General features: G+C 57.6%; 24 protein-coding genes. 13 read left to right on the plus strand and 11 right to left on the minus strand.

The window, feature by feature from the left end:
- Positions 1-10 precede the first annotated feature (10 nt).
- A complete protein-coding gene (locus LGL98_RS04260) occupies positions 11-1,240 on the minus strand; it encodes an amino acid permease (RefSeq protein WP_136029212.1) in 1,230 nt (409 codons plus the stop codon).
- A gap of 123 nt (positions 1,241-1,363) precedes the next feature.
- Positions 1,364-1,825: a multidrug/biocide efflux PACE transporter gene (locus tag LGL98_RS04265; protein WP_136029214.1), complete on the minus strand. Its 462-nt coding sequence runs from the start codon at positions 1,823-1,825 to the stop codon at positions 1,364-1,366.
- Between the two features lie 102 nt (positions 1,826-1,927).
- Between LGL98_RS04265 and LGL98_RS04270 the strand changes: the two genes are divergently transcribed.
- The 3 genes from LGL98_RS04270 (at position 1,928) to ompK26 (ending at position 5,039) form a co-directional block, all read left to right on the plus strand.
- Complete coding sequence (locus tag LGL98_RS04270) at positions 1,928-2,791, plus strand: LysR family transcriptional regulator (RefSeq protein WP_136029216.1); 864 nt, start codon at positions 1,928-1,930, stop codon at positions 2,789-2,791.
- A gap of 124 nt (positions 2,792-2,915) precedes the next feature.
- Entirely contained in the window at positions 2,916-4,094 is a 1,179-nt protein-coding gene (locus LGL98_RS04275) for an acetyl-CoA C-acetyltransferase (RefSeq protein WP_136029218.1), read from the plus strand.
- Positions 4,095-4,343: 249 nt separating this feature from the next.
- Positions 4,344-5,039, plus strand: a complete 696-nt coding sequence (gene ompK26 / locus LGL98_RS04280) for a KdgM family porin OmpK26 (protein WP_136029220.1) — start codon at positions 4,344-4,346, stop codon at positions 5,037-5,039.
- 132 nt (positions 5,040-5,171) lie between these two features.
- Here the strand turns inward: ompK26 and LGL98_RS04285 are convergent, their stop codons facing one another.
- Entirely contained in the window at positions 5,172-6,347 is a 1,176-nt protein-coding gene (locus LGL98_RS04285) for an oligogalacturonate lyase family protein (protein ID WP_136029222.1), read from the minus strand.
- Between the two features lie 485 nt (positions 6,348-6,832).
- Between LGL98_RS04285 and kduD the strand changes: the two genes are divergently transcribed.
- Together kduD and araE are read left to right on the plus strand one after the other, a co-directional pair.
- Positions 6,833-7,594 carry a 2-dehydro-3-deoxy-D-gluconate 5-dehydrogenase KduD gene (gene kduD, locus LGL98_RS04290; protein WP_025711277.1) on the plus strand — a complete coding sequence of 254 codons (762 nt, stop codon included), beginning with the start codon at positions 6,833-6,835 and terminating at the stop codon, positions 7,592-7,594.
- Positions 7,595-7,889: 295 nt separating this feature from the next.
- Positions 7,890-9,311: an arabinose-proton symporter AraE gene (gene araE / locus LGL98_RS04295; protein ID WP_136029224.1), complete on the plus strand. Its 1,422-nt coding sequence runs from the start codon at positions 7,890-7,892 to the stop codon at positions 9,309-9,311.
- Here araE and LGL98_RS04300 read toward each other — a convergent pair.
- The gene (locus LGL98_RS04300) at positions 9,308-10,303 is read right to left on the minus strand and encodes a LacI family DNA-binding transcriptional regulator (RefSeq protein WP_136029226.1); all 996 of its coding nucleotides are present in this window, start codon (positions 10,301-10,303) and stop codon (positions 9,308-9,310) included. The two genes, araE and LGL98_RS04300, sit on opposite strands and share 4 nt — an antisense overlap.
- Positions 10,304-10,376: 73 nt before the next feature.
- Here LGL98_RS04300 and LGL98_RS04305 point away from each other — a divergent pair, with 73 nt between their 5' ends.
- From LGL98_RS04305 to LGL98_RS04320, 4 genes are all read left to right on the plus strand, one after another.
- Entirely contained in the window at positions 10,377-10,532 is a 156-nt protein-coding gene (locus LGL98_RS04305) for a hypothetical protein (RefSeq protein WP_226651851.1), read from the plus strand.
- A 12-nt stretch (positions 10,533-10,544) separates the two neighbouring features.
- Positions 10,545-11,786, plus strand: a complete 1,242-nt coding sequence (locus tag LGL98_RS04310) for an MFS transporter (protein WP_136029228.1) — start codon at positions 10,545-10,547, stop codon at positions 11,784-11,786.
- Positions 11,787-11,805: 19 nt separating this feature from the next.
- Positions 11,806-13,239 carry a glycoside hydrolase family 32 protein gene (locus tag LGL98_RS04315; protein WP_136029434.1) on the plus strand — a complete coding sequence of 478 codons (1,434 nt, stop codon included), beginning with the start codon at positions 11,806-11,808 and terminating at the stop codon, positions 13,237-13,239.
- A gap of 121 nt (positions 13,240-13,360) precedes the next feature.
- On the plus strand, positions 13,361-14,704 hold the full coding sequence (locus LGL98_RS04320) for a carbohydrate porin (RefSeq protein WP_136029230.1): 1,344 nt from the start codon (positions 13,361-13,363) through the stop codon (positions 14,702-14,704).
- A gap of 58 nt (positions 14,705-14,762) precedes the next feature.
- Here LGL98_RS04320 and LGL98_RS04325 read toward each other — a convergent pair whose 3' ends face one another.
- The 5 genes from LGL98_RS04325 to LGL98_RS04345 all read right to left on the minus strand — a co-directional run bounded on the left by LGL98_RS04325 (position 14,763) and on the right by LGL98_RS04345 (position 19,770).
- On the minus strand, positions 14,763-16,049 hold the full coding sequence (locus LGL98_RS04325; protein ID WP_136029232.1) for an ABC transporter substrate-binding protein: 1,287 nt from the start codon (positions 16,047-16,049) through the stop codon (positions 14,763-14,765).
- Between the two features lie 16 nt (positions 16,050-16,065).
- Positions 16,066-17,193, minus strand: a complete 1,128-nt coding sequence (locus LGL98_RS04330; protein ID WP_136029234.1) for an ABC transporter ATP-binding protein — start codon at positions 17,191-17,193, stop codon at positions 16,066-16,068.
- A gap of 12 nt (positions 17,194-17,205) precedes the next feature.
- On the minus strand, positions 17,206-18,108 hold the full coding sequence (locus LGL98_RS04335; protein ID WP_002915996.1) for a carbohydrate ABC transporter permease: 903 nt from the start codon (positions 18,106-18,108) through the stop codon (positions 17,206-17,208).
- The gene (locus LGL98_RS04340; RefSeq protein WP_002915995.1) at positions 18,101-18,991 is read right to left on the minus strand and encodes a carbohydrate ABC transporter permease; all 891 of its coding nucleotides are present in this window, start codon (positions 18,989-18,991) and stop codon (positions 18,101-18,103) included. The genes LGL98_RS04335 and LGL98_RS04340 overlap by 8 nt, the downstream gene beginning before the upstream one ends.
- A 452-nt stretch (positions 18,992-19,443) precedes the next feature.
- Entirely contained in the window at positions 19,444-19,770 is a 327-nt protein-coding gene (locus tag LGL98_RS04345; protein WP_136026068.1) for a cupin domain-containing protein, read from the minus strand.
- Between the two features lie 139 nt (positions 19,771-19,909).
- Here LGL98_RS04345 and LGL98_RS04350 point away from each other — a divergent pair, with 139 nt between their 5' ends.
- A complete protein-coding gene (locus LGL98_RS04350) occupies positions 19,910-20,623 on the plus strand; it encodes an aspartate/glutamate racemase (RefSeq protein ID WP_136029238.1) in 714 nt (237 codons plus the stop codon).
- Here LGL98_RS04350 and LGL98_RS04355 read toward each other — a convergent pair.
- A complete protein-coding gene (locus LGL98_RS04355; protein ID WP_004205422.1) occupies positions 20,589-21,515 on the minus strand; it encodes a LysR family transcriptional regulator in 927 nt (308 codons plus the stop codon). The genes LGL98_RS04350 and LGL98_RS04355 overlap by 35 nt on opposite strands.
- Positions 21,516-21,651: 136 nt before the next feature.
- Between LGL98_RS04355 and lysA the strand changes: the two genes are divergently transcribed.
- Complete coding sequence (gene lysA / locus LGL98_RS04360) at positions 21,652-22,914, plus strand: diaminopimelate decarboxylase (protein WP_136029240.1); 1,263 nt, start codon at positions 21,652-21,654, stop codon at positions 22,912-22,914.
- Here lysA and LGL98_RS04365 read toward each other — a convergent pair.
- A complete protein-coding gene (locus LGL98_RS04365; protein WP_004229436.1) occupies positions 22,907-23,908 on the minus strand; it encodes a LacI family DNA-binding transcriptional regulator in 1,002 nt (333 codons plus the stop codon). The two genes, lysA and LGL98_RS04365, sit on opposite strands and share 8 nt — an antisense overlap.
- 299 nt (positions 23,909-24,207) lie before the next feature.
- Between LGL98_RS04365 and LGL98_RS04370 the strand changes: the two genes are divergently transcribed.
- Complete coding sequence (locus LGL98_RS04370) at positions 24,208-25,545, plus strand: PTS sugar transporter subunit IIC (RefSeq protein WP_136029242.1); 1,338 nt, start codon at positions 24,208-24,210, stop codon at positions 25,543-25,545.
- A gap of 7 nt (positions 25,546-25,552) precedes the next feature.
- On the plus strand, positions 25,553-26,980 hold the full coding sequence (locus tag LGL98_RS04375) for a glycoside hydrolase family 1 protein (protein WP_136029244.1): 1,428 nt from the start codon (positions 25,553-25,555) through the stop codon (positions 26,978-26,980).
- Positions 26,981-26,984: the final 4 nt, after the last annotated feature.

The raw sequence follows: 26,984 nt of genomic DNA on the forward strand, positions 1-26,984 counted from the left end.
CCAGAGGCGATTAGCCGAAGAACATCACGGAGACGCAGAGCAGGCCGACCGCCAGCGTAATGGCGTTACCCACCGAGCGGTACGGCTTCAGCGCCGGTATGAGCCAGGTCGACAGCGTGGGCATAATAAACAGGATCATGGCGATAAGCGGCCCGCTGATGGCGTAGATCATGGAGATAGCATTCGGGTTGATGAAGCACACCGCAAAGGTGAAGGCGGAAACCAGCAGGATCGACATTGCCCGGTTGAAGGCGCGGCTCTTGCGTACGCCCAGCAGGCCCAGCGAGCTTTTGACGATTTCGCTGGCGCCTTCAATCACCCCGAAGTAGGTGCCGAGAAACGATTTCGACATGGCGACCACGGCGACGATGATGCCGGTTACCGCCAGCCAGCCCGGTGCGCCCGGCACCATCGACAGGGCGGAGAGGATGGTCACTCCCTGATCGCGGGCGGTCTCTATATAGGTCGCCGGGATCGCCAGCAGGCAGCTGAAAACAAAAAACAGCACGCTGGCGCAGATGATGGTGTAGGCCACCTTCATGATTTTTTTGCATTTACCCATGGCCAGGTCGCCGTGTTTCTCCTGCTGGTCGATAGCAAAAGTCGAGATGATCGGCGTATGGCTAAAAGCGAAAACCATCACGGGAATGGAGATCCAGACCTGGTGGAGGGTTTGAGTGCTGAACTGCATCTGGCTGGTGAGATGCTCCGGATGCCAGTCGCGGATTAAATAAAGGGAGAGGAACAGGAAGCAGGCGATAAGCGGGAAGACCAGAAAGCCCATCACCTTAATGGTGACCTGCCGTCCCATGAGAAAGATCAGATTGAGAACCAGCACAACGCCCAGGCTCAGCAGCGCCCGCAGCGCAGGCGTCATCGGCATGTGATGCGCCACCTGCTCGGCCAGCGAGTTGGTGATGGCCACGGCGTAGATGAGCACTACCACAAAGAAGGCGAGGAAGTAGAGGCCAGTGATCAGGTTGCCAATTTTCTTACCATAATAGTGATTGACCGCGCCGGTGATCCCGGTGCCCGGCGCGATATTGGCCGAAAGAATAAACTGGCTTAACGCTTTATGGGGCCAGTAAGTGAGCGGCCACGCTACCAGCGCGGTGATGAAAAGGACAATGGCGCCAGCCGAACCCAGCTGGATCGGTAGAAATAGCGTCCCAGCGCCTACTGCAGTGCCATATAAGGCAAAACTCCAAAGAGTTTCTTCTTTAGACCAAATTTTAGACATTATGCGACTTTATCAACCGTCAAACCAAAAAAAAGGAGTGCAATTTACCATATTTATGGTTTGCCTGTTGCGATAGTTTTTGGTGATAAAGTCGCGGCGGATCGCGCAGGATCCGCTCCGGAGTTACCCGCGCGCCGCCTGGCGCGGGCGGCGATGACGAATAACGCGCTCGCGAAGGGTGTCCCATACCCAGTTAAATGCCATGGTGTAGGGCAGGAAGAAGAGCATAAAGCCGATCTCCAGCATAAACGCCTGCAGCAGCGAGACGCCCAGCACAATGGCTACCATGGTGACGCCGATAATGACGAATCCGGTCTCAAAGCCAAGCGCGTGCAGGGCGCGCACTTTTAGCTGACGGGGAAAGCGGGCGACCGGCCACAGGCGATCGAACGCCGCGTTATAGATGATGTTCCATACCATCGCCAGGGTGGCGAGCAGAATGCTCAGCCCGCCCATCTCCACCACCGAGCGCTGCATTAGCCAGGCGGCGGTGGGGGCGAGGATCAGCGTCGCCAGTCCTTCGAAGGTGATGGCATGGATAACGCGTTCGGTGAGCGTCTTGCGCTGATGTGGGGTCTGTTGCATGGCGAGCTACCTCCAGTTTGAGCCTGAACAGGAAATTACCCGGCAGTTTATGGAAAAATATGATAAACAAAAGATAGAACCCATCGATAAAGTAGATACTTCATGCGTTATTCACCGGAAGCGTTAACCGCCTTTGTAGAGGCGGTCGACAGCGGGTCGTTTTCCGCGGCCGCCCGCCGCCTGCGCAAAAGCCAGTCGACGATCAGTACCGCCATCGCCAACCTGGAGGCCGATCTTGGGGTCACCCTTTTCGATCGGGCAACGCGGCAACCGACGCTGACCCCGCAGGGGGAACAAGTGCTGAGCTATGTCAAAGCGATCCTTGCCGCCAGCGAGCGGCTGGACGAACTGGCAGTGTCGCTGTCCGGCGAGACGGAGCCGCGGCTGACCTTTGTGCTCTCGGATACCTTGCACCCGGACGTGCTGGAAGATCTGCTGGTGCAGTTTGACCGCCGCTTCCCTCATACCGAGTTTGAGTGTTTGATTGGCGAAGACGAAGATGTCATCGATCTCCTGCAAAAATCCCGTGCTCAGGTCGGGCTGATTGAAGCGAGGGATCGCTACCCTGGTGACATCGGCAGCACTCGCCTGCCGCTGCAGACGGCGATGGGCATTTACGTGGCCCCTGAACATCCGCTGGCGGCGCAGGGTAAGGTTGCCTGGGACGAGCTGCACAGCTGGCGCGAGCTGCGTTTAAGCACCTTTCTGGCAAGTGCCACGGAGCCGGCACGTGGCCAGGTCTGGTCGGCGCCGAACTACCTGCTGCTGCTCAGCATGGCGGCGCAGGGATTCGGCTGGTGCATTCTGCCCTGCGCGCTGGTAGCGGAGTTTGCACCACAGGGCAGGCTGGTGGCGCTTGATATTCCCGGCTGGCCGCGCTCGATTTCGGTCGACCTGCTGTGGAATAAGAACGCGCCGCCGGGAGCGGCCGGCAGCTGGCTACGTGAGCATCTGCAGCGGCGTTAAGGTTAAGGGAAGGATATTTCTTTGTGATTGGCTTCACTTTTTTTAAACAATTACAAAGTTTTTTGATAACAATTATCTAGTATATCGCTGTTTCTTTGCGCAAAAGCATGGGCAGGGGTAGAGGATGAAGGATGTCGTGATCGTCGGGGCGCTGCGAACGCCGATTGGCTGCTTTCAGGGCGCCTTATCGCGCCATTCAGCCGTCGAGCTGGGGAGCGTGGTGGTGAAAGCGCTGGTTGAGCAGACGGGGATCGATCCGCACAGCGTGGATGAGGTGATCCTCGGCCAGGTACTGACCGCCGGTACCGGGCAAAACCCGGCGCGTCAGTCCGCTATTCGCGGTGGGCTGCCTAACACCGTATCGGCGATCACCATTAATGATGTCTGCGGTTCCGGCCTGAAGGCCCTGCACCTCGCCACCCAGGCGATCCAGTGCGGGGAAGCGGACGTGGTGATCGCTGGCGGTCAGGAGAACATGAGTCGCGCTCCGCATGTCCTTACCGATAGCCGCACCGGCGCCCAGCTGGGCAACAGCCAGCTGATTGATAGTCTGGTGCATGACGGCCTGTGGGACGCCTTCAACGATTATCATATGGGCGTCACGGCGGAAAACCTGGCCCGGGAATATGGCATCAGCCGTGAGCTGCAGGATGCCTGGGCGCTCAGCTCGCAGCATAAGGCGCGCAAGGCGATTGATTCCGGGCGCTTTCGTGACGAGATTGTCCCGGTGGTTACAGAGTATAACGGTATGCCACGCACCGTGGATACTGATGAACAACCGCGGGTGGATGCCAGCGCGGAAGGGCTGGCCAGCCTGCAGCCCACCTTCGATCGCCTCGGGTCAGTCACCGCCGGCAATGCCTCCAGCATCAATGATGGCGCAGCGGCGGTGATGATGATGAGTGAAGCCAAAGCCCTTGAACTGGGGCTACCGATCCTCGCGCGGATCCGCGCCTTCGCCAGCGTCGGGGTCGATCCGGCGCTGATGGGCATCGCGCCGGTGCACGCTACCCGCCGCTGTCTGGAGCGGGCCGGCTGGCGACTGGACGACGTCGATCTGATCGAAGCCAATGAGGCCTTCGCTGCTCAGGCTATCTCGGTGGGCCGGGTCCTGGAGTGGGATGAGCGCCGGGTCAACGTCAACGGCGGCGCGATCGCCCTCGGCCATCCCATCGGCGCCTCCGGCTGTCGGATCCTGGTGTCGCTGGTACACGAAATGATCAAGCGCGATGCGCGTAAAGGACTGGCGACGCTGTGTATCGGCGGCGGCCAGGGCGTGGCGCTGGCGGTAGAGCGCGCCTGACGCTCTGTCTTGATCTCCATGGCCTCCTGCGGGAGGCCTTTTTTATGCGCCGCGCTTTACTGAATCCTGCTTCTTTCTCCTGTATTTCACTCTCCCACCTGCAGATTTATTGAGCTACGTCACGTCTTGTTGTGCCACCTTTTTTGAAACAAATAACTACGATCTTGGTCACTAAAACAATGGTACTTAAAAAATAAAATGATGTTTCATAAAAACGAAATGACATTTTATTTATTGTAAGGGTACCCTATGTTAAAACGAGCTCTGGTCCTTGCCGCCCTCTGCGGTATGTCTTTTGCGGCAACTGCGGTAACGATAGATTTACGTCATGAATTTATTGATGGCGGAAAGAGCGATAAAAGTAATGCCGACCGCGTCTCCGTTTCCCACCGCTTTGCCAATGGTTTAGGCTTTACCGTCGAGGCCAAGTGGCGTTCAGGTGGCGACAACGGTTCGCAACCCTATTCGGACGTGGTGGGCAATGGCCATGAAGACACCATCAGCTGGCGCTGGAAAGCGACGTCCAACCTGTTCCTCACCCCCGGGTTTACCATAGAGAGCAACGACAGCCGCTCCATCTACAAGCCGCACCTGCACGTACAGTACAGTTTCGACAATGGCTTCTATGTCGCCGCTCGCTATCGCTATGAGTACACCCGCTATCCGAACGATGCCGGCAAAGATGATGACAAGGTGAATCGCGGCGACGCATGGGCTGGATTTGTCCTCGGCGACTGGCGTACCGAGCTGAACTATGTCTATGCCCGCAGCTCGGAAGGGGTGAACCGTAACGACAACAAACCCTACTCGCAGGAATATAACGTGAAGGTGGCCTATAAGCTGGATAACAACTGGTCGCCGTATGGTGAAATCGGCAACGTCGGCGTGAATGACCGCAGCGATCGCCAGACCCGCTTCCGCGTTGGGGTGGCCTACTCATTCTAACCCACTCCCGGACCTCATCGTCTGTTTTCCCCGGCGCGGTCAGCCGGGGTTTTTTATGGGCGAAAAAGAGAAGAAAAAAAAGCCCTCCGCGAAGGAGGGCAAGGCCAGTTACAGAAATAAGTGTGGCGTGGATCAGGCGTTCAGCATTGACGGATGCTCGGGTAATTTCGCGATATAGATGGCCGGCTTACCGTCTTTATCGGAGCTGAACAAAATGGCGCTGTCGTCCGGGGTAAACGAGGGGTGCGGGTGCGTCACCTGGCGGCTGTTGGCCACCGTCGCCCATGAGGTATCATGGCGCGCGACGCGGAAATAGCGCTTTTGCGCCACGTTAAAGACATACAGCCAGGGATCGTTATCAATGGAATAGCTGCCGGTGTCTTTGACATCCACCGGCGTGCCTGAGCCATCGCCCACCAGCAGCGTGCCGTCGAAATTGCTCATCAGATGCGAGCAGGCCGGCATGGTCATCAGGGCTTCGTTGACGCCGCTTTCAGGATCGAAGCGATAGATGGTTCGCCCCTGCTGGCCTTTCAGATAGGAGACATAGATCAGCGCCGAACCGTCCGGTACCCAGAATTCATGGGTGCAGCTTTCGCCCGGGGCATGCGCTTTGACTTTGCGAACATGGCTGCCATCCTCGTTGACCAGCCACATGCGGGCGTCCACCAGATCGTGCGGCCCTTCATGGCAGAAGGCGACGGTATGGTCGTCGAAGGGACGATAGATCGGGTGTCCCAGCCAGATTTTTTCCTCATGGATCACCTGGCTTTCACCGCTGCGCAGATCGACGCGCAGCAGGCGGCAGTGCGGTCCTTTATGGAAGAAGTCATGGAAAATCTGCCAGTCGTTGAGCGGCGTCCAGTCGCGTTTCGCAATCTCAATGCCCACCAGTTTGCTGCAATCGCTGTTTGCCACCCAGGTGCCATACCCGACCCAGTCATCGCTGACGCGGTAGACTTCACGTTCGGCGAGGGTGGTGAGGTTGACTTCCAGCAGGGTGCGGTCATTTTTCACATAATAGAGCGACTTATCATCCGGGGAGAGGAAGCCGCCGAAGGTGTTATCCCCGGCGCCTTCCGTCAGCTGGACGGCCTCGGCGCTGGCGATATTCAGCAGATAGTAGTTCCAGTGGCCGTCAAACTCGCCGGCGAACAGTAAATGGCTGCCATCGTTAAAAAAGCACTTCTGATAGAAGTAGTTGCGATGACAGGTGACCTCCGGAGGGGTTAAGCGGGTAACTTCCGCCCCGGTATCCGGATCGTGGCTGACGTGATAATTCAGTTTGACCCGCATGCCTTTAGCCATGTAGTGCTCCTTTGTTTCCTGCGATGCCGCTGGACCAGAGGCGTGTCGCTGAGTTGTGTGTTTTAAAAGATGGGTGTTAATTTATCAAAACATCGTTTCATTATTTGTGATGTCTCACGCAGTTCAGGCTAATTCCCACCTTTTCAGCGGTCTGCTGCCCTCTGTTCGGCCATCTCTCCAGGCAACTGGTTGAATCGTCATCCTTTTAAAACCGCTTCCCGCCTGGCGCTTACCGTCATGTACCTCCGCTTTTTCTTTTTTTGTAATCTTCATCATAAAAAATGAAACATCGTTTTAAATATTGTTGAAAATGATGTTGGCCGAGACTAAGATGGCCATCATCAGCAAAACGGAACTCTGTTTTATTTTTTTTAGCTGGGCAATGCCCGAGAGTTCTCCCAATGCTCAGCCTCGCCGCTGGCGCGGCCCGGGCCGACAGAACCTTGCCTGCAAACTGCAGGCTCAGAACGACAAAGGAACACATTATGATTCTTGATGCATTCTCCCTGCAGGGAAAAGTGGCCGTCGTGAGCGGATGCGATACCGGTCTGGGTCAGGGCATGGCCCTTGGGCTGGCGGAAGCGGGTTGCGATATTGTCGGTATCAATATCGTCGAACCGGTGGAAACCATTGAGCGGGTGACAGCGCTGGGACGCCGTTTTCTCAGCCTGACCGCCGACCTGCGTCAGATCGACGGTATTCCCCGGCTGCTGGAGCGGGCGGTGGCGGAGTTCGGCCATATTGATATTCTGGTTAACAACGCTGGCCTGATCCGCCGCGAAGACGCGCTGGCGTTTAGCGAAAAGGACTGGGACGACGTGATGAACCTCAACATCAAGAGTGTATTTTTTATGTCCCAGGCGGCGGCGAAGCACTTTATTTCCCAGGGCAGCGGCGGGAAGATCATTAACATCGCTTCCATGCTGTCATTCCAGGGCGGGATCCGCGTGCCATCGTATACCGCATCCAAAAGCGCGGTGATGGGCGTGACCCGCCTGCTGGCAAACGAATGGGCCCAACACAATATCAACGTCAACGCCATCGCCCCGGGGTATATGGCGACCAACAATACCCAGCAGCTACGCGCCGATGAGCAGCGTAGCAGCGAAATTCTCGACCGCATTCCCGCCGGGCGCTGGGGACTGCCGGCCGATTTGATGGGGCCGGTAGTGTTCCTGGCCTCCTCAGCCTCCGACTACATCAATGGCTACACGGTGGCGGTGGACGGCGGTTGGCTGGCGCGCTGACCCGTTGCAATGGCCGGGGCGGTGAGTCACGCTCCGGCCGTTTGAGTAATAATTGTCCATACCGCAAAATTCGGATCGTCCATATCCATGACCGCCTGATTAATGTTAGCGCCCTGTATGAGCAGGGTTATAAACTATGGGAAACGCATTTTTTGTTACTTTGAAAGTTTAATGTCCATCACAAAACCCATCCTGCCAGCAATATAGTCCATATCTTTGGCTTATCCTGCCTGACTAATTTATCCACCAGTCACGTACTTTCGTCTTATGTCTTACTCTGTGTGGCAGGAAAAAAATGACTTCAATCAGTAACGACTCTACATTATCGCCGCGGACGCAACGTGATACCCGGCGGATGAACTGGTTTGTTTCTATCGCCGCGGCGGTGGCAGGGTTGCTCTTTGGCCTGGATATCGGCGTGATCTCCGGGGCGCTGCCCTTTATTACCGATCACTTCACCTTATCCAGCCAGCTTCAGGAGTGGGTGGTCAGCAGCATGATGCTGGGGGCGGCGATAGGCGCGCTGTTTAACGGCTGGCTGTCGTTCCGCCTCGGCCGTAAATACAGCCTGATGGCAGGGGCCGTGCTGTTCGTTGCCGGCTCTATCGGCTCCGCTTTCGCCGCCAGCGTGGAAGTGCTGCTGGTGGCCCGCGTAGTGTTGGGGGTGGCCGTCGGGATCGCTTCCTATACCGCGCCGCTGTACCTCTCCGAGATGGCCAGCGAGAACGTGCGCGGGAAAATGATCAGTATGTACCAGCTGATGGTTACCCTTGGTATTGTGCTGGCGTTTCTTTCCGATACCGCCTTTAGCTACAGCGGTAACTGGCGCGCCATGCTGGGTGTGCTGGCGCTGCCGGCGGTGATCCTGATTATTCTGGTCGTCTTTTTGCCGAACAGCCCGCGCTGGCTGGCGGAGAAGGGGCGCCATATCGAAGCGGAAGAGGTGCTGCGGATGCTGCGCGATACCTCGGAAAAGGCGCGCGACGAGCTTAACGAGATCCGTGAGAGCCTGAAGCTGAAGCAGGGCGGCTGGGCATTGTTTAAGGTCAATCGTAACGTGCGCCGGGCGGTGTTCCTGGGCATGCTGCTGCAGGCGATGCAGCAGTTCACCGGCATGAACATCATCATGTACTACGCGCCGCGTATCTTTAAAATGGCGGGCTTCACCACGACTGAACAGCAGATGATCGCCACCCTGGTGGTGGGCCTGACCTTTATGTTTGCCACCTTTATTGCGGTGTTCACAGTGGATAAAGCGGGACGCAAGCCAGCGCTGAAAATCGGCTTTAGCGTGATGGCGCTGGGTACCCTGGTGCTGGGCTACTGCCTGATGCAGTTCGACAATGGCACCGCCTCCAGCGGCCTCTCCTGGCTCTCCGTCGGCATGACCATGATGTGTATTGCCGGGTATGCGATGAGCGCGGCGCCGGTGGTGTGGATCCTCTGCTCCGAGATCCAGCCGCTGAAATGCCGCGACTTCGGTATCACCTGCTCGACCACCACCAACTGGGTGTCGAACATGATCATCGGCGCCACTTTCCTGACGCTGCTTGACGCGATTGGCGCCGCCGGCACCTTCTGGCTCTACACGGTGCTCAACGTGGCCTTTATCGGCGTCACCTTCTGGCTGATCCCGGAAACCAAGAATGTCACCCTCGAGCATATTGAGCGCAACCTGATGGCGGGCGAGAAGCTGCGCAACATCGGTAATCGTTAATGTGAGGCGCGCGGCAACCACGGGCTGGCGACTTTACGTGTCTCCCGATGGTTGTCGCCGTGAATGATATGCAGGGCGCTCAGGCGCCCGATGTCGTAATGCGGCAGCTGCACCGTGGAGAGCGGCGGCAGAAACAGATCGCCAATGCCCACCATATTGTCGTATCCCACCACCGCCACGTCCTGGGGAATGCGTAACCCCTGACCCAGCAGCGTCTGATAAACCATAAAGGCGATGCGATCGTTACCGCAGATCACTGAGTCAAAGTCAGGTTTACCCTCGAGGATATGCGCCAGCACCACCGCCGGGATATCATGGTAATGCTCATCGCCCTGGCCCATATACGAGTGAGTCAGGCTGTCCGGTTCGATACCGGCCTCCCGGCAAGCGCGCTCCAGCCCATGGCGGCGGCGAATCGTCGCCAGCTGGCTGGCGGGTAAGTGCAGGCACAGCGGACGACGATAGCCCGCGGCAAGCAGGGCTTTTACCGCGTCGTACTGGCCCTGTTCATCGTCCGGGATATAGCTGGCCACCGGCTGGCTGAGGCTTTCGCAGTTGGCCAGCACGCAGGGCAGGGTCAGCAGTTTATCCGGCAGCGGTACCTGGCGCAGGCCCATGGTGGTAAAGATAATACCGTCCGGACGGTGGGAGAGGAGCAGGTCGACCACCGCTTCCGGACTATCGTCCGAAAACATGTTGACCACAAAGCTGTTCCAGCCGTGGGCGCGGGCGGTTTCTTCGATCGAGAGGGTGATCTCCACCGAAAAGGGCGTGGTGACGGTATCCAGCGCCAGCACGCCGATGGTGCTGGGGGTAGCGCGCGCGCCGCGGATTTTCTTCGCCGACAGGTCGGGGACGTAGTTGGTTTCGGCGATGGCGGCCTGCACGCGGGCCAGCGTCTCCGGCTTCAGCCGCTCCGGGGTGTTCAGCGCCCGCGAGACGGTCATCAAAGATACATTCGCCAGTTTTGCTACATCTTTCAGGGACGCCATTTTTTCCTCCGCCATTGCTGCAGCGTACAGGCTATACAACTAAGTCGCTGATGTAAAAGAGTGAAACGATTTTCTGCTATCGCCGTCGAGAGCGCGGTGGCGGTTAATTTTTGATCGCGATCGCATCTTTATAATGTTAACGTTAACTTTTGTGATTAACATCATATATCGCGGCGAATCCATCTGCGATTTGTTTTTTGTTAACGTTACCATAATTGCATTCCTCTAACACGAGAATGTCATGATGAAAGCGCATCACTCACACAGCTATCCGTTGCTCAGTGCCTTACTGTTTTTCTTTTTCGTGACCTGGTCGTCATCCGGCTCCCTGCTCTCCATCTGGCTTCACCAGGAGGTAGGGCTGAAAGCGGGCGATACCGGCTTCATTTACGCCGTCTTGTCGGTTTCCGCGCTGTTTGCGCAAGTTTGCTATGGCTTTATCCAGGACAAGCTGGGGCTGCGCAAACATCTGCTCTGGTATATCACCGCGCTGCTGATCCTCTCCGGTCCGGCGTATCTGCTGTTCGGCTATCTACTGAAAATCAACGTCCTGCTGGGCAGCATCTTCGGCGGGATATACATCGGCCTGACCTTTAACGGCGGTATCGGCGTGCTGGAATCCTATACCGAGCGCGTGGCGCGTCAGAGCCAGTTTGAATTCGGCAGGGCGCGGATGTGGGGATCGCTGGGGTGGGCGGTGGCTACTTTCTTCGCCGGTCTGCTGTTTAACATCAACCCGCAGCTTAACTTCCTCGTCGCCAGTTGCTCCGGGCTGGTGTTCTTTATCCTGCTGGCGCGGCTGCGGGTCTCCTCGGCGCCGCATGCGATGCAGGAGGCGGTATCGGGCGGCAAGGTGACGCTGGAAGACGCGCTGCGCCTGCTGACGCTGCCGCGGTTCTGGGCGCTGGTCTTTTTCGTCATCGGCACCTGCATCTACGGCGTCTATGATCAGCAGTTCCCGGTCTATTTCTCATCGCAGTTCGCGACCCTGCAGGAAGGCAATGAGATGTATGGTTATCTCAACTCCTTCCAGGTGTTCCTCGAGGCGGCCGGCATGTTCTGCGCGCCATGGCTGGTGAACCGCATCGGCGCCAAGAACGGTCTGATTTTCGCCGGGATGGTGATGGCGATGCGCATGGTGGCCTCCGGCCTGGTGGAGGGGCCGCTGCTGATCTCCATCACCAAACTGCTGCACGCGGTGGAGCTGCCGATACTGCTGGTGGCAATCTTTAAGTACAACAGCCTCAACTTCGATAAACGCCTTTCCTCCACCCTCTATCTGGTGGGTTTCGCCTGCACCAGCTCGATCATTGCCAGCATCTTGTCGCCGCTGGCGGGCTACAGCTATGAAAAATATGGCTTCGCCCAGTCGTATCTGATCATGGGCCTGCTGGTGTTCTGCACCACCTTTATTTCCATCTTCTTGTTGCGCTCCGGTAAATCCTCTGCCGATCCGCTGGTGTCGCAACCGACCGCTATCTGAATCAAAAAGAGTGAAAATGATGACTTACACAATCTCCAGGGCTGAACAGGTACTCCAGACACAACGCCAGGCGCTCAATCTGCGCTGGTATCCGCACTATCACCTGGCGGCCCGGGCCGGGTGGATCAACGACCCTAACGGTCTGGTGTGGTTCGACGGCTGGTACCATGCCTTTTATCAGCATCACCCGTACTCCACCCAGTGGGGACCGATGCACTGGGGGCACGCGCGCAGTAAGGATCTGGTGCACTGGGAGCACCTGCCGGTAGCCCTGGCGCCGGAGGGGCCGGAAGATAAAGACGGCTGCTTCTCCGGTTCGGCGGTGGTCGATGGCGATACCCTGGCGCTGATTTACACCGGGCATAAGTTCCACGGCGATCCTGGCGACGAAGCCAATCTGTATCAGGTGCAGTGTCTGGCCACCAGCCGCGACGGGATCCACTTTGAGCGCCAGGGTATGGTGGTCGACACCCCGCCGGGCATGCACCACTTCCGTGACCCGAAGGTCTGGCGGGAAGGGGATAGCTGGTACATGATCGTCGGCGCGCGCGAAGGCGATACTGGCCAGGTGCGGCTGTATCGTTCAGCCGATCTGCGCCAGTGGCAGGATGCGGGCGTGCTGGATGAAGCGGAAAGTACCATGGGCTATATGTGGGAGTGCCCGGACTTCTTCACCCTCAACGGCAAACGCGTTCTGATGTTTTCCCCGCAGGGGATGCAGGCCGAAGGGTTCCGTAACCGCAACCTGTTCCAGAGCGGCTATCTTATCGGCGAGTGGCAGCCGGGGCAGCGTTTTATTCGCCACGGCGAATTCCGGGAGATGGATAACGGCCACGATTTCTATGCCCCGCAAAGCTTCGCCACTCCTGATGGCCGGCGGATCGTGATTGGCTGGCTGGATATGTGGGAATCGCCGCTGCCAGAGCAGCAGGACGGCTGGGCGGGCATGCTCTCCCTGCCGCGGGAGCTGAGCCTGAGCGCCGATAACCGCCTGCAGATGCGCCCGGCGAAAGAAGTGGAGAGTTTGCGCGGCGCCTGGTTCCCGTGGCCGGTCAGCACCCTGAACAACCAGCAGACGACGATGGTCGACAACTGCGAGGCGATGGAGGTGAATCTGCGCTGGGACTGCGCCCGCAGCAGCGCCGAGCAGTATGGTCTGCGCTTTGGCGATGGCCTGCGCATCTACGTGGATGCCCAACAGCAGCGTCTGGTGCTGGAGCGGCATTATCCGCAGTATGGCCTGTGCGGAACGCGCAGCGTGCCGTTTACCGCCGGGGCGGATCTCAATTTGCGGATATTTTTCGATAGCTCTTCGGTGGAGGTTTTTGTCAATGACGGCGAGGCCTGCCTGAGCAGCCGTATCTATCCGCAGGCTCCCCGCCGTGAATTAGCGTTATTTGCCTGGAGCGGCTCGGCGGCATTAACCGAAGCTGGCGCCTGGCAGCTCGAATAATAATAAGGCTGTTGTCGTTAATAACCCGTCTTTGACGATGGGCGGGTTATTATTGCCTGCATCGTCGTGCGTTACCCATTAATAAAAAATTCAGTTCATTCCATAATAAAAGGGTTTACCGATGAATAAAATCTGGGTCGGGTGTTTTCTGACGTCTCTGTATCTGCCATCCGTTATGGCGCAGGCGCCGTTATCGCTGGAGGATCGACTGGCGCAAATGGAGCAGCGGCTAAAGGCAACGGAGGCGCGCGCCGCCAGCGCAGAGGCGGAAATTAAGACACTGAAAGGCCAGCAGCAGGCCGCGATGGTCGCTCGCGCGGCGCCTGCTTCGCCGCGTTTGCAGCTAAATGACAATGGCGAATTAAAATTTTATGGCGACGTCGAATTTAACCTCGATGGCGCCAGCCGCACCGGCAGCCTGACGTCGGTCAAAACCAGCGCGAATAAAAGCTGGGCGCCCGGCGAGAAAGAACGCTGGGATATTAATGGTCGTATTTTGCTGGGTTTCGATGGCAGACGGAATGGCGCCGACGGGCAATATGCCGGTTTCAGCGTACAGCCCCTGGCGGATATGGATGGCAAAATGAATCTTGATGATGCGGTATTTTTCTTTGGCCAGCAGGATGACTGGAAAATAAAAATAGGCCGCTTTGAAGCCTGGGATATGTTCCCCCTGAATCAGGACACCTTTATTGAATATTCAGGAAATACCGCCAACGATCTCTATTCTGACGGCTATGGCTATATTTACATGATGAAAGAGGGACGCGGGCGCAGCAGCAGCGGCGGTAACCTTCTGTTTAGCAAAACGGTGGATAACTGGTATTTCGAGGTTAATACCCTGGTGGAGGACGGCAGTTCGCTGTTTGTCGATCAGAACTATCACGGTAACGCGCTGGAAAACCGCAAAAATGTGGTGTACGTGCGGCCGGTGGCGGCGTGGCAGTCCGGCGCCTGGTCGGCGGCAGCGGCGATAGAGAGCAACCTCGTCAACAACGCTTACGGCTATCAGAGCCAGAGCGGACGCTGGGTCGACCAGTCAGACCGCACCGGTTACGGGCTGACCATGAGCTGGAACACCCTGAAAAGCGATCCGCAGGATGGGGCGGTGGTCAACCTGAGTACCGCCCTGCTGGACGCGGCGGACGAAACCGACTTCAGCGCCGGAGTTAACGCCCTGTGGCATCGCGTGGAGCTGGGCTATATCTACGCGCATAACAAAATCGACCAGTTCAATATGGCTGGGGTGAGCAGCGAATGCGATGGCGACTGCGCTATCCTCGCGCCGGGGCGCTATGACATCCATACCCTGCACACCTCCTGGCAGTTGCCGCATATCATGGCGATGCCGAACTTCAATATTTACCTTGGCGCCTACGCCTCGTGGCTCGATTCCACGGCGGCGAAGAGCGGGAATCCCGATGAACGCTACGGCGCTCGGGTACGCTTTAAATATTTCTTCTGACAGGGTACTGCAGCAGGATCTCCCGCGGTGGACGCCGCGGGAGGGTTCAGACGGCAGGTTAGCGCATCGCGCGGCGCAGAATGCGGTCGGTCTGGCGCTGGAAGTCCTCGGCCGCTTCTTCCACCGACTTTTTACCGTAATCGATGTACTGCAGGGTGGTGCCGAACTGGGCGACGATCTGCGGATCGTCGAAGTACGGGGAGACTGGCAGGGTGGTGGGCAGGGATTGCGCCAGCTTCAGGCCAGACACCGCCGGATCGTCGGCTTTGATTACCCCGTCCTCGGTCAGGTAGTTAACCGCCGCTTTACTCAGTGGTACCCCACGCTCCAGTCCGAGAATATCCACCCCTTCTTTACTGTTCAGCAGGAAGTTAATCACTTTCGCCGCCGCCTGCGGGTTTTTCGTCGATTTGCCAATCGACAACATTTGCGCGGGTTTGAAGAACAGTCCGGCGTCGGTGGCGCCCGGCAGCATTGGGTATTCCCCCAGCACCAGCTTCGCCGGCGGCTTCAGGTTATCGGAATATTTGTTGATGGTGGAGTTCCACATGTAGGTCCCGCCCCATTCACCCTGGATCCACGGCTTCATCTCGTACATGTTGCTCTTGCCGAACGAGGCATAGTAGCGGGTGTCCGGCATCACATGGCTGTCGATAAGCTTCTTATACATGCCGAAGAAATCTGCCCACTGCGCTTTGCTGTAGGAGAATTTTCGCCCTTTCTCATCGATGGCCGGCTGATTGTATTTTTGCACCATGTAAGAGTTGAGCAGGGCCAGCACGTCCTGGTGTTCGAGCACCACCGGGTAGTACTGTTTCCCGAGCTTGCTTTCGAAAGTTTTTCCCGCCGCCATGAGTTCATCCCAGGTTTTCGGGAAGGGGATGCCCGCCTTTTTCCATGCTTCGTCGTTAAAGTAGAAGACGCGGGCGGTGACGGAAATGGGAATACCGTTCAGCTTGCCGTTGACCGTGGTGGACTGCAGCTCTTTGGCATCGAACTGGCTGAGATCGATCTCGTCTTTCAGGGTATTCAGATCGTAAAAGCCCTCGCCATTTTTCGAAAAGATCGGCAGCCAGTTCCAGTTGGTCTGCATCACGTCAGGCTCGGTACCGCCGGCAATCTGGGTGGTCAGGCGCGAAAGATGGCCGTCCCAGCCGGTGTACTCTGCTTTGACGTTGATGTCTGGGTTTTGTTTGTGGAATTCCTCCAGCGCCTTGAGGGTGACCTGATGGCGGCCGTTGCCCCCCCACCAGGACATACGCAGGTCGACATCCTGCGCCAGCGAAGAGAAGGCGCTAAGGCCCAGGGTGGCGGAGAGGGTGGCGCTTATCAGCACGTTTTTCATTGTTATGCTCCAGGGTTCACAGAGAGAGGTTCTGTTCGGTTTTGGCGTCAAAGATGTGACACTTGTTGAGATCAAAGGTGAAATAGACTTTGCGATTCAGTCCCTTGGCAATCATCGGCTTCGCTTCGTCCGACGGCACGCGGGCGGTCAGCTCATAATCAGCAACCTTGAGATAAACAAAGAATTCATGTCCCATGTTTTCTACGCGTACCATTTCACCCGCGCAGGAACCCTCGGCAAAGGGGTCATCGGAGAGAGAGACAAACTCCGGGCGTACGCCAAAGAACACCTGCTGATTCTTATGGGTCTCAACTTTGCTTTGCAGCAGGTCGTTGAGCGGCAGTCGCTGATCGCCCAGTGTCAGATGCAGGCGACCGTCGTGCTCAACCAGCTGGCTGGGGCGAATATTCATCTCCGGCGCGCCGATGAATCCGGCGACAAACATATTTTTCGGCTGGTGGTAGAGATTGTCTGGGGTATCAACCTGCATAATGTGGCCGAGCTTCATCACGCAGATGCGGTCGCCCATGGTCATCGCTTCCGTCTGATCGTGGGTGACGTAGACGGTGGTTGCTGGCTTGCCGGATTTTTTCAACTGCTTATGCAGATCGGAAATGCGGATCCGCATCGAGGCGCGCAGTTTGGCGTCAAGGTTGGAGAGCGGTTCGTCAAACAGGAAAACGTCCGGTTTTTTGACGATCGCCCGGCCCACCGCCACGCGCTGCGCCTGGCCGCCGGAGAGCTGGCGCGGCAGGCGATCGAGCAGTTCCTCCAGTTCGAGAATTTTCGCCGCTTCTTCCACCTGTCTGTCGATTTGCGCCTTCGGCAGCTTGCTCAGCTTGAGGCCAAAGGCGAGGTTTTCGCGCACCGTCATATGCGGATAGAGGGCGTAGTTCTGGAATACCATCGCGATGCCACGGGATTTAGGCGCCAGGTTGTTGACGATTTTGTCCCCAATCCGCACCTCGCCACCGCTGATGGTTTCCAGACCCGCCAGCATGCGCAGGGTGGTCGATTTGGCGCAGCCGGAGGGGCCGACGATCACCATAAATTCGCCATCGGCAATCTTCAGGTCGATACCATGCACCGCTTTAAACCCGTTGGAGTAAACTTTTTCCAGTTTGTTGAAAATCACTTCAGCCATGATATTTCCCTCTTAACCTTTGATTCCGCTGCTGGTCACGCCCTGCACGAAGTAGCGTTGAGCCAGGAAGAAGACAATGATGGACGGCAGAATGGAGATGCTCGCCATTGCCAGAATTTCGTTCCACGGCGCGCCTTCCGTGACATCGATAGACATTTTTAGCGCCAGCGCGATGGGATACTTATCGACGCTGTAGACGTAGATCAGCGGACCGATAAAGTCGTTCATCGACCACATGAACTGGAACAGCGCCACCGAGATAATGGCCGGTTTGAGGATCGGCACTACCACGTACCACAGCACCTGGATGGAGTTGCAGCCGTCGATCTGCGCCGCCTCTTCCATATCGCGCGGCACGCCGCGCAGAAACTGGATCAGCATGAAGACAAAGAATCCCTGGGTGGCGAAGGCCAGCGGCAGGTACAGCGGCAGATAGCTGTTCAGCATCCCCATTTCGCGGAACATCAGGTACTGCGGGATCAGCAGGACGGTGCTTGGCAGCAGCATGGTGGTGATGAGCGTCGCGAACCAGAACTTCTTCCACGGGATCTCAAAGCGTGCGAAGCCGTACGCCACGATGGTGGAGGAGATAATCGTTAACACCACTTTCGGGATTACATACTTAAAGGTGTTCAGCATATAGTGGCCGAAATGGTATTCGGTGCCGGTCTTCCAGCCGTTGATAAACCCGTCCCAGGTGGCGTGGGCAGGCCACAGCCCGAGGGTGGTGAAGATCTCATGGTTCGGCTTAAACGAGGCGGAGAACATCCACGCCAGCGGATAGAGCATCAGCAGGCCGACGAATATCAGTACGACGTAGCGCACCACCCGGCTCACCTTTTCCCGGCGCAGCGTACGGGCGACCTCACGATCGGCGTCGCTCATCACCGGCGCCATCTGTTGAATATCAGCCATTTTTGCCTCCCTTATCGGCGGAGTAGAAGACCCAGTATTTCGATGACTTAAAGGCGATCGACGCAAAGACCGCGACCACGAGGAACAGCACCCACGCCAGCGCGGCGCCATAGCCCATGTCGAAGTACTTAAAGGCGGTATCGTAGATATAGAGCGAGAACAGGTAGGTGTAATAGGTCGGCCCGCCGCCGGTTATCACGTACGGGCCGGTAAACTCCTGGAACGCCTGGGTGGTCTGCATAATAAAGTTGAAGAAAATCACCGGGGTGATCAGCGGCACGGTGACCTTCATGAACATCTGCCACTTCGAGGCGCCGTCGATCATCGCCGCCTCATATTGCGACTGCGGAACGTTCTGCAGCGCGGCGAGGAAGATGACCATTGCGGAGCCAAACTGCCAGACGCGCAGCAGGGTGACCGACATCAGCGCCAGCGAGGGTTCCCCCAGCCAGTTGATGGCATCGATGCCAAAGACGGCGAGAAAGCTGTTCAGCAGGCCGTCAATAGCGAACAGGGCGCGCCACAGCACGGCAATCGCCACCGAGCTGCCGAGAATCGACGGAATGTAGTAGGCGGTACGGAAAAAGCCGATGCCGCGCAGTTTGAAATTGAGCACAAAGGCAATGCCGAGGGCGAAAGCCAGTTTTAAAGGAATGGTTAAAAAGACGTAGGCAAAGGTTACCCCCATCGATTTCCAGAACAGACTATCCTCGGTCAACATATAGCGATAGTTTTCGATGCCGTTAAATACCGGCGGGCTCATCAAGTCGTACTCGGTAAAACTGAGAAAGAAAGATGAAACAAAGGGAAAAGCGGTAAAGACAATCAGCCCGATAATATAGGGCGATATCCATGCCAATCCCAGCAGCTTGTTTTCATTCATACATACCTACCTGGCTTACGAGTTGTAATACGGATCCGGTGACGCGGCGCTGTTGGCTTTCTACCGCGAACAACGCAAAATGTCTGAACGCTTCCTCTGATTAACATGTCCTTGTTAATGAATGGCTTAGTATTTAATTGGTTCAGCAGGCCAGGGCGGCCAGGCCCTTCTTCTCTGCTGATATTTTTTTTATAAAACACCGTTTTAATTTCATTTTATTGCGATTTGTTTCTGCGTCATGCAGATCAGGATGGAAATGTGATCAAAGTCGAAACGATGTTTCAAAAAGGTGAGGTGGTAAGCATTTTGGCCGTATAAGAGCGCCTGAAAGGAATGAAAAATTAGGCTTAACTGAGCGGGAAATATTATTACCAGGGTAATGATTGTGACAGCATCTTTTTATTAGAGGGCGCAGGGCGGTAACCGGGGACGGCGATCGCCCCCGTTATGGATTAGCCTTCAAGGAAATCTTCGCGAATGGGAGTAAAGGTATCGAGCAGCGTGCCGGGCTGCAGGCAGACGCAGCCGTGCATGATCCCCGGCCGCTTATACAGTGTATCGCCGGCGCTGACGACGCGCGTCTCCTCGCCGATGGTGAACTCGAACTCGCCGGAAAGCACATAGGTGAGCTGTTCGTGAGGATGGTTATGCATCGGGCCGATGGCGCCGGCGGCAAAATTCACCTCCACGGCCATCATTTTGCCGTCGTGGGCCAGAATGCGGCGGGTTACGCCATTGCCGAGGTCTTCAAGGGTGGTGTCTTTATGCAAAATAAACATCGGGCGATCCTGTTGTTAAAGTGAAACATTGTTTCAATTAACTTATCTTACTCTTCGACAAAAAGAAATGTCCGGCCAGAGAAGTGGAAAGTTGATCACAAGTTTGCTTCACTGGCAGAAACGACATAAGGAGCAGAAGATGAAAACCATTGGCCTGTTAGGCGGCATGAGCTGGGAGTCCACGATCCCCTATTATCGGTTGATCAATGAGGGCGTTAAGGCGCGGCTGGGCGGCCTGCACTCTGCCAGCCTGGTGCTGCACAGCGTCGATTTTCACGACATCGAAGCCTGCCAGTCTGCCGGCGACTGGGAGCGCGCCGGGGCGATCCTTGCCGATGCCGCGGTTGGGCTGCAGCAGGCGGGGGCCGAAGGCATCGTCCTGTGCACCAACACCATGCACAAGGTGGCGGATACCATCGCCGCCCGCTGCCAGGTTCCCTTCCTGCATATTGCCGATGCCACCGGGCGGGCGATTGCCGCCAAAGGCCAGCGCCGGGTCGCGCTGCTGGGCACCCGCTATACCATGGAGCAGACCTTTTACCGCGGTCGGCTGCAGGCGCAGTTTGCCATCGAGACGCTGATCCCCGAGGCCGACGATCGGGCGCGGATCAATCAGATCATCTTCGACGAACTTTGTCTCGGCACCTTCAGCGAGGCGTCGCGGGATTATTATCTGCAGACGATTGCCGCCCTGGCGGAGCAGGGGGCGGAAGGGGTGATTTTCGGCTGTACGGAGATTGGCCTGCTGGTGCCTGCCGAGCTCAGCCCGCTGCCGGTCTTTGACACCGCGGCGATCCACGCGGAAGACGCGGTCAACTTTATGCTCTCTGCAGGACCGACGCCAGCGGCGTGAGGATCTGCGGCAGACTCTGCTGCAGGTGCGTCACGAAGGCGTCGACCAGCGCCGATCGCGGGCGGTGGAGCGGGCGGATCAGGCTGACGGTAAACGGCACCTCGACGCTAAAGCGGCGCACCACCACGCCACTATCGGCATAGTCCAGGGCGGTCAATGGATTCACCACCGAGATCCCGGCGCCGGCGCGTACCATGGCGCAGATCGAGGCCGCGCTGTGGGTTTCGACCACCATCCGCCGTTTAACCTGATGCTCGAGGAACAGGGCGTCGAGCAGCTGGCGATAGCTGTCGGTGCGCGACAGGCTGATGTAGTTTTCGCCCTGAAAATCGGCGGGGGTCAGCGTCGTCTGCGCCGCCAGCGGATGGCCGGCAGGCAGCACGCAGACTTCATTCAGCGTCAGCAGCGGGGTGCGTTCGGTGCCCGCCGGGGTATGCAGGGTCTCCGTCAGGCCAAGGTCATGGCGCTGGGCGGAGAGCCACTCCTCCAGCAGCGGCGACTCCTGGGGGACGATCTGCAGGCTGACCTCCGGGTAGCGGGCGAGAAACGGTGGCAACAGCAGCGGCAGAAAGGACTGGGAAAACACCGGCAGACAGGCGATCGACAGCTCGCCCTGGCGGAACTCGCGCAGGCTCTCGGCGGCGCTGACGATGCGGTCCAGGCCGTACCAGGATCGCTGAACCTCCTCAAACAAACGCAGGCCCTGCACCGTCGGTTGCAGACGACCGCGGGTCCGCTCAAACAGCTGCAGGCCGAGCACCTTCTCAAAACGCGCCAGTTCGCGGCTGACCGTGGGTTGCGAGGTGTGCAGCATCCGCGCCGCTTCGGTCAGGTTGCCGGTGGTCATCACCGCGTGAAAGATTTCGATATGACGCAAATTGACGGCTGGCATGCGGTCTCCCTGAGGCTCGACTGGAACCATATCATTTTTGCATAGAGTCGCGATAAAACGATATTTTTTATTGGTCTGTCACTGTGGCGTAATCAGAAAAAACAGCGACCAACACACGCACTGCACTGGAGTTCTTATGCCACACTCGCTTTACGCCACCGATACTGACCTGACCGCGGACAACCTGCTGCGCCTGCCGGCGGAATTTGGCTGCCCGGTCTGGGTCTATGATGCGCAGATTATTCGCCGCCAGATTGCCCAGCTCAGCCAGTTCGACGTGGTGCGTTTTGCGCAAAAAGCCTGCTCTAATATCCATATTCTGCGTCTGATGCGTGAGCAGGGGGTGAAGGTGGACTCGGTGTCGCTGGGGGAGATCGAGCGGGCGCTGGCGGCTGGCTACGATCCGCAGCAGGATCCAGAAGATATTGTCTTTACCGCCGATCTGATCGACGACGCCACTCTCGAGCGGGTGAAGGCGTTACAGATCCCGGTGAACGCCGGTTCGATCGACATGCTGAGCCAGCTGGGGGAGGTGTCGCCGGGCCATCGCGTCTGGCTGCGCGTCAACCCGGGCTTTGGCCACGGCCACAGCCAGAAAACCAATACCGGCGGTGAGAACAGCAAGCATGGCATCTGGTACAGCCACCTGCCGGCGGCGCTGGAAGTAATGCGTCGTTATCAGCTGCAGCTGGTCGGGATCCATATGCATATCGGCTCTGGCGTCGACTACGGTCACCTGGAGCAGGTGTGCGGCGCGATGGTGCGCCAGGTCGTCGACTTTGGCCAGGATCTGCAGGCTATTTCCGCCGGCGGCGGTCTGTCGATTCCTTACCGCGAAGGTGAAGAGGCCATCGACACCGCCCACTATTACGGCCTGTGGAACCGCGCCCGGGAGCAGATCGCGGCCCATCTGGGGCACCCGGTGAAACTGGAGATTGAGCCAGGACGCTTCCTGGTGGCCGAGTCCGGCGTGCTGGTGTCGCAGGTGCGCAGCGTGAAAGAGATGGGCAGCCGTCACTTCGTGCTGATTGACGCCGGCTTTAACGACCTGATGCGCCCGGCAATGTACGGCAGCTATCATCATATCACCGCTCTGGCGGCGGATGGCCGGGATCTCAGCGCCGCGCCGCAGGTGGAGACCGTGGTGGCCGGGCCGCTGTGCGAATCCGGGGACGTCTTTACCCAGCAGGAGGGGGGCAAAGTCGAGACCCGCCAGCTGCCAGCGGTGGCGCCTGGGGATTATCTGGTGCTCCATGATACCGGCGCCTACGGGGCTTCGATGTCGTCCAACTATAACAGTCGTCCGCTGCTGCCGGAGGTGCTGTTTGATGGCGGCAAGGCGCGGCTGATCCGCCGTCGCCAGACCATCCAGGAGCTGCTGGCCTTAGAGCTTATTTAAAAAAAGGTCCCGTCGTCACCGACTCGCGAAGCACCAGCGTGCCGGTAAACGGCGGGATCGTTTCTATCGGCTGCTGATTGGCAAGTTTGATCGCCTGGTCGATAGCCGTGGTGATCATGTTGTCGATCGGCAGATAAACCGTCGACAGCCCCGGCTCCAGCCATTTCGCGCTTGGCGCATCGTCGAAGCCAAACAGCGACACATCCTGCGGAATACGCAGCCCCGCCTGATGCAGCGCCTTTGACGCCCCCAGCGCCATATCATCGTTACAGGAAAACAGCGCGCTGAAGCGGGCTTTCTCGTCCAGCAGTTCCCGGCACAGTTCGTAGCCGCGGGTCATCGTCGAGTCCCCGTATTTCACCCGGCTCGGATCCCACTCAATACCATGTTTTATCAGTGCGTTGCGGTAGCCCTGCAGGCGCGCCTGGCCGGTAGGGGTATGCATCGGGACGGTGATGCAGGCGATATCGCGGTGGCCCTGGGTAATCAGATACTCCACGGCCTGGAAGGCGGCTTCCTGCTGTTCGAAGAACACGCAGCGTTCGCGGGCCTGCGCCACATCGCGGTTAATCACCACCAGCGGCATGGCGATCGAATTAATCAGCGACATGATCGCCTTCTCGCTCATATGGCGGGTATAGAGGATGATCGCATCGCACTGCCGGTCGGCGAGCATCTGCACCGCTTCCTCTTCGCGCTCCGGCGTATCATGGCCGTCGGTGACGATAAGCTGCTTTCCCCAGGCCTCCGTCTGGCGTGACGCCTGCTGCAGCAGACGGCCAAAGTAGAAGCCGTCAAAGGTGGAGACGACCAGCCCGATACTGTTGCTGGTCTGATTGGCCAGCGAGCGGGCAAGGAAATTGGGCCGGTAGCCCAGCTCTTCCATCGCTTTAAAGACCTGTTGGCGGGTGCTCTCTTTCACCTGACCTGTGCCGTTCAACACGCGGGAAACCGTCGCTTTCGAGACGCCTGCGCGAATTGAGACATCCAGCATTGTAGCCATTCATCGATTCCTGATTTCACGTGGTAAGGCGCAGTTTATCACAGACCGAAAAGGGACATATCGACGGGGCGGGGCGGAAAAACCATCGCGATCACGCTTTTGGCAGGAACTGACGAGTCGGCATAGTCTGGTATGCCAATGTCGATTTTATCGGATATTTGGGATACCACTGTACGCGTTGCGAGCGCTGTCACAGAACTATTTTTGCCTTGCGACTATTTTTTGGTATGCCAAAAGTCTCTGGCTGTTCACCTGGCCGCAATAAGCCCTTTACACTGAGGTACTCTTTTATGGCATTACAGGACAAACTGATCGACGCGCTGGGGCGTTTCGCGACGACATTTAACAGCTATCGCTACATTATGGCGATCAAATCGGCGTTTATTACCCTGATGCCGGTGATCATCGTCGGGGCCTTTTCGGTACTGATCTCCAACATGGTGCTGGATCCGAAGAATGGGCTCGCCAGCTTTTCCTCGCTCTCCTTTCTTGCGACGCTGAAGCCGATCACCAGCGCGCTGAACTACGCCACGCTCAACTTCCTCAATATCGGCGCCGTGTTTCTGATCGGCATTGAGCTGGGGAGGATCAACGGCATCAAAAGCCTGTTTCCCGGCCTGCTGGCGGTGATCTGCTTTATCTGCGTTACGCCGACGACGGTGGAGATGATGGTCGATGGCCAGATGCACGTGGTGAAAGATGTCCTGCTGCGCCAGTTTTCCGATACCCGCAGCCTGTTCCTTGGGATGTTCATCGCCATTCTGTCAGTGGAGATTTACTGCTGGCTGGAGGGGCGCAAGGGACTGAAGATCAAAATGCCGGATACCGTGCCGCCGAACGTCTCTGCCTCTTTTTCCGCGCTGATCCCGGCGATCATCACCACCACCGCGATTGCCACCTTTGGTTTTCTCTTTCACCAGTTGACGGGAATGTATCTCTACGATGCGGTCTACCAGGTGGTGCAGCAGCCGCTGGAGCGGGTGGTGCAGAGCCTGCCGGGGATCCTGCTGCTAATGTTCGTCGCCCAGCTGTTCTGGGTGATCGGCATTCACGGCAACCAGATGATCAAACCGATCCGCGAGCCGCTGCTGCTGGGGGCGATCACCGTCAATATGAGCGCCTTTGAGCAGGGGAAAGAGGTACCGAACATTATCACGATGCCCTTCTGGGACGTCTACATGAGCATTGGCGGCTCGGGATTGACCATCGGCCTGCTGATTGCGGTGATGATCGCCACCAGGCGCAAAGAGATGAAAGAGATCGCCAAGCTGTCGATAGGCCCGGGGCTGTTCAATATTAACGAGCCGGTGATCTTCGGGATGCCGATCATGCTCAACCCGATCCTCGCCATCCCGTTTATCATCACCCCGCTGGTGACCGGCAGCATCGGCTATTTCGCCACCCTGACCGGCTTCGCCGGCAAGGCGGTGGTGATGGTCCCCTGGACCACGCCGCCGCTGATCAACGCCTGGCTCTCCACCGCCGGCTCGATGGGGGCGGTGGTGACCCAGCTTATCTGCATCGTCGTCGCGGTGCTTATCTATCTGCCTTTCGTCAAAATTGCCTCCCGCCGTGCCGATGCCGCGCAGCGTCAGGTAGACAATCAACAAACCGCCAATCCTGTCTGAGGAGCCTATGACTACCGTACGGATGACCATTCCCGATGATTTTATCCTTGGCGCGGCGGCTTCCGCCTGGCAGACCGAAGGCTGGAGCGGGAAAAAACCAGGGCAGGACTCCTGGCCCGATCTCTGGTACAAAAACGATCGCCACGTCTGGCATAACGGCTATGGCCCGGCGGTGGCCACCGATTTTATCAACCGCTTTCAGGAAGATGTGCAGCTGATGAAGCTGGCCGGGCTGACCCACTACCGCACCTCAATCAACTGGTCGCGCTTTCTGACCGACTATGAAAACGTCACGGTGGATGAGGAGTATGCGGCCTATTACGACCAATTGTTCGACGCGCTGCTGGCCAACGGTATCACGCCGATGATCTGCCTTGAGCATTATGAATTGCCCGGCTATCTGCTGGAAAAGTATGGCGGCTGGGGGTCGAAAAAAGTGGTTGAGCTGTTTGTGCGCTACGCGGAGCAGGTCTTTGCCCGCTACCACCCGAAGGTGACCCGTTGGTTTACCTTTAATGAGCCGATCGTGGTGCAGACCCGGGTCTATCTGGATGCCCTGCGCTGGCCCTATGAGCAGAACACCAGCACCTGGATGCAGTGGAACTATCATAAGGTGCTGGCGACCGCCAGCGTGGTGAAGCGGTTTCGCGAGCTCGGCTATCCCGGGACCGTCGGCTGCATCCTCAATCCGGAGGTGACCTACCCGCGCTCACGCGCCCCCCATGACCTGCGCGCGGCGGAGATCTACGATCTGTTCTACAACCGCATGTTCCTCGACCCGCTGGTGCACGGCGTCTGGCCGCCGGCGCTTCTCGCGCTGCTTGAGCAGCATCAGGTGACGTGGGAGACCAGCGAGGAGGATCTGGCGATTATCCGCGAGCACACCGTCGATGAGCTGGGGATTAATCTTTACTACCCGCACCGGGTCAAAGCCCCGTCGCGGGCCTGGCATCCGCATACGCCGTTCCATCCGGCCTGGTATTATGAGCCGTTTGAGCTGCCCGGCCGGCGGATGAACGCCTCCCGCGGCTGGGAAATCTACCCGCAAATCATCTTTGATATGGCGATGCGAATCAAAAATGACTATCGCAACATCCCGTGGTTCGTGGCGGAGAGCGGGATGGGGGTGGAAAACGAAGGCCAGTTCCGTAACCGCGAAGGCACCATCGATGACAGCTACCGCATTCGTTTTATCAGCGAACATCTGTGGCACACCCTGCGCGCCCGCGAGGCAGGGGCCAACTGCCAGGGCTATATGCTGTGGGCGTTTACCGACAACGTGTCGCCGATGAACGCCTTTAAAAACCGCTACGGGCTTATCGAAATCGACTTGCAAAACCATCGCGCCCGGCGACCTAAAGCCTCGGCGCACTGGTTTCGTCAGCTGGGCGAACGGCGTGAACTGGTGCTGGATATCGATGATGAATACCGCTAGCCAG

Origin of the sequence: Klebsiella africana, assembly GCF_020526085.1 — a bacterium.
Classification (GTDB): domain Bacteria; phylum Pseudomonadota; class Gammaproteobacteria; order Enterobacterales; family Enterobacteriaceae; genus Klebsiella; species Klebsiella africana.

Excerpts from the sequence above, each read along its gene's own strand:
- LGL98_RS04260 (WP_136029212.1), bottom strand. The coding sequence starts at position 1,240 with ATGTCTAAAATTTGGTCTAAAGAAGAAACTCTTTGGAGTTTTGCCTTA.
- LGL98_RS04265 (WP_136029214.1), bottom strand. The coding sequence starts at position 1,825 with ATGCAACAGACCCCACATCAGCGCAAGACGCTCACCGAACGCGTTATC.
- LGL98_RS04270 (WP_136029216.1), top strand. The coding sequence starts at position 1,928 with ATGCGTTATTCACCGGAAGCGTTAACCGCCTTTGTAGAGGCGGTCGAC.
- LGL98_RS04275 (WP_136029218.1), top strand. The coding sequence starts at position 2,916 with ATGAAGGATGTCGTGATCGTCGGGGCGCTGCGAACGCCGATTGGCTGC.
- ompK26 (WP_136029220.1), top strand. The coding sequence starts at position 4,344 with ATGTTAAAACGAGCTCTGGTCCTTGCCGCCCTCTGCGGTATGTCTTTT.
- LGL98_RS04285 (WP_136029222.1), bottom strand. The coding sequence starts at position 6,347 with ATGGCTAAAGGCATGCGGGTCAAACTGAATTATCACGTCAGCCACGAT.
- kduD (WP_025711277.1), top strand. The coding sequence starts at position 6,833 with ATGATTCTTGATGCATTCTCCCTGCAGGGAAAAGTGGCCGTCGTGAGC.
- araE (WP_136029224.1), top strand. The coding sequence starts at position 7,890 with ATGACTTCAATCAGTAACGACTCTACATTATCGCCGCGGACGCAACGT.
- LGL98_RS04300 (WP_136029226.1), bottom strand. The coding sequence starts at position 10,303 with ATGGCGTCCCTGAAAGATGTAGCAAAACTGGCGAATGTATCTTTGATG.
- LGL98_RS04310 (WP_136029228.1), top strand. The coding sequence starts at position 10,545 with ATGATGAAAGCGCATCACTCACACAGCTATCCGTTGCTCAGTGCCTTA.
- LGL98_RS04315 (WP_136029434.1), top strand. The coding sequence starts at position 11,806 with ATGACTTACACAATCTCCAGGGCTGAACAGGTACTCCAGACACAACGC.
- LGL98_RS04320 (WP_136029230.1), top strand. The coding sequence starts at position 13,361 with ATGAATAAAATCTGGGTCGGGTGTTTTCTGACGTCTCTGTATCTGCCA.
- LGL98_RS04325 (WP_136029232.1), bottom strand. The coding sequence starts at position 16,049 with ATGAAAAACGTGCTGATAAGCGCCACCCTCTCCGCCACCCTGGGCCTT.
- LGL98_RS04330 (WP_136029234.1), bottom strand. The coding sequence starts at position 17,193 with ATGGCTGAAGTGATTTTCAACAAACTGGAAAAAGTTTACTCCAACGGG.
- LGL98_RS04335 (WP_002915996.1), bottom strand. The coding sequence starts at position 18,108 with ATGGCTGATATTCAACAGATGGCGCCGGTGATGAGCGACGCCGATCGT.
- LGL98_RS04340 (WP_002915995.1), bottom strand. The coding sequence starts at position 18,991 with ATGAATGAAAACAAGCTGCTGGGATTGGCATGGATATCGCCCTATATT.
- LGL98_RS04345 (WP_136026068.1), bottom strand. The coding sequence starts at position 19,770 with ATGTTTATTTTGCATAAAGACACCACCCTTGAAGACCTCGGCAATGGC.
- LGL98_RS04350 (WP_136029238.1), top strand. The coding sequence starts at position 19,910 with ATGAAAACCATTGGCCTGTTAGGCGGCATGAGCTGGGAGTCCACGATC.
- LGL98_RS04355 (WP_004205422.1), bottom strand. The coding sequence starts at position 21,515 with ATGCCAGCCGTCAATTTGCGTCATATCGAAATCTTTCACGCGGTGATG.
- lysA (WP_136029240.1), top strand. The coding sequence starts at position 21,652 with ATGCCACACTCGCTTTACGCCACCGATACTGACCTGACCGCGGACAAC.
- LGL98_RS04365 (WP_004229436.1), bottom strand. The coding sequence starts at position 23,908 with ATGCTGGATGTCTCAATTCGCGCAGGCGTCTCGAAAGCGACGGTTTCC.
- LGL98_RS04370 (WP_136029242.1), top strand. The coding sequence starts at position 24,208 with ATGGCATTACAGGACAAACTGATCGACGCGCTGGGGCGTTTCGCGACG.
- LGL98_RS04375 (WP_136029244.1), top strand. The coding sequence starts at position 25,553 with ATGACTACCGTACGGATGACCATTCCCGATGATTTTATCCTTGGCGCG.